The sequence below is a fragment of the Daeguia caeni genome, from assembly GCF_042653845.1.
In the GTDB taxonomy this organism is placed as follows: Bacteria; Pseudomonadota; Alphaproteobacteria; order Rhizobiales; family Rhizobiaceae; genus Brucella; species Brucella caeni.
In genome coordinates this window covers 1-1,144 of the sequence record NZ_JBHSEL010000003.1, presented here as the reverse complement: position 1 = coordinate 1,144, position 1,144 = coordinate 1, and the positions used below count along the sequence as shown (strand labels likewise).

Sequence of the window (1,144 nt, the reverse complement as noted above, 5' to 3'; positions counted from 1 at the left end):
CGTCGCAGCACCGTCCAGATCGGCGTGTCGGAGGCGTCTTCGCGGGTGCGCTCATCCACCCGGCGCTTGATGTGCAGCGGCAAGGTTGCCACCGCACCCGAGATGATGCGAACGCAGGCATAGACGGTCGCCACCCGCATCGCGGCCTCTGGCGTCACCATGGCACCTGATGCCGTCAGCGCGCCAGACCGCAGCGCCTCTTCCAGCTGTTCGCTCGTCGTGATGACAAGACCACCACCTGCATCCTGGAACGAGGCGCGCGGAGATGCGGCCGGCGGTTTTGCGCCACCGAACCAGTTTGACCAGAATGCCATGTGGGTTCTTTCGTAAGCTGCGCTGCTCAGATCACAGCATCAGGATGCCGCGGGTCTCATAGACCGAGCGGCCGGCATTGACGTCGCGGGCCAGCGCCCGCCCGAGCGCGTTGCAGATGGCGACAATGCCGTCGATGCGCTCTCTGGAGCGTTCCTTGTCCGGCTTGATGTTGCCGGCCGGATCATGGCGCACGGCAACATTGGAGGCGTTCCATCGCAGCACGGGATGGCCGCCATGCCAGAGCGAGCGTGACACCGAAAGCCGCTCCAGCTCCGCCGTGGGCGCCGCCATGGACAAAAACCCCTGGCCGAACTGAACGAGGTTCAGCCCTTCATCCTGAAGATGCTGGACGATCTCGCCGGCAAAGGTGCGGTCGTAGGAGAGCTCACGCAGGTCATAGCGGCCGGCAAGGTCGAGGATTTCTTTCTCGACAAAGGCGAAGTCGGTGGCGTTGCCGGGCGTGGCGGTCAAGAATCCCTGATCACGCCAGACATCATAGGGCACGCGGTCGCGGCGAACGCGGCGCTGAATGTCGTCCTCGGGAATCCAGAACCGGCAGGTGACGATCCATTTGTCGGCAAGCTTTCCAAGTNTCGTGTTTGACGATGCGCCAGTCGGTGGCAGCTGGCAGTCCGCCTTCCTCCCACACGCTCATGTCGAGCCAGCGGGTGACCTGCTCGGTCCATTCGTTCAGGCGCAGCCGGCGGATCGCATTCTGCTGCGCCGGCATTTCCCTGGCCTCGTCAATCTGCCGCTTCAGGTCATCCAGCTTCACCGTCACGCCAAGGCTCGGATTGGCCTTCACCCAGACCTTTTCGTCGGTCCAGTC

At 63.8% G+C, this 1,144-nt stretch carries 2 protein-coding genes and 1 pseudogene; all 3 read right to left on the bottom strand.

Going from position 1 to position 1,144, the window contains the following annotated elements; translation table 11 throughout:
- Nucleotides 1–314, bottom strand: a pseudogene (locus ACFO1V_RS00950) (phage portal protein); the annotation flags it as partial.
- A 31-nt stretch (nt 315–345) separates the two neighbouring features.
- A complete protein-coding gene (locus tag ACFO1V_RS00945; protein WP_380075000.1) occupies nt 346–819 on the bottom strand; it encodes a terminase TerL endonuclease subunit in 474 nt (157 codons plus the stop codon).
- Nucleotides 809–1,144, bottom strand: a 336-nt coding sequence (locus ACFO1V_RS00940; protein ID WP_380074998.1) for a terminase TerL endonuclease subunit, incomplete at its 5' end; no start/stop codon positions are given. The genes ACFO1V_RS00940 and ACFO1V_RS00945, both read right to left, overlap by 11 nt.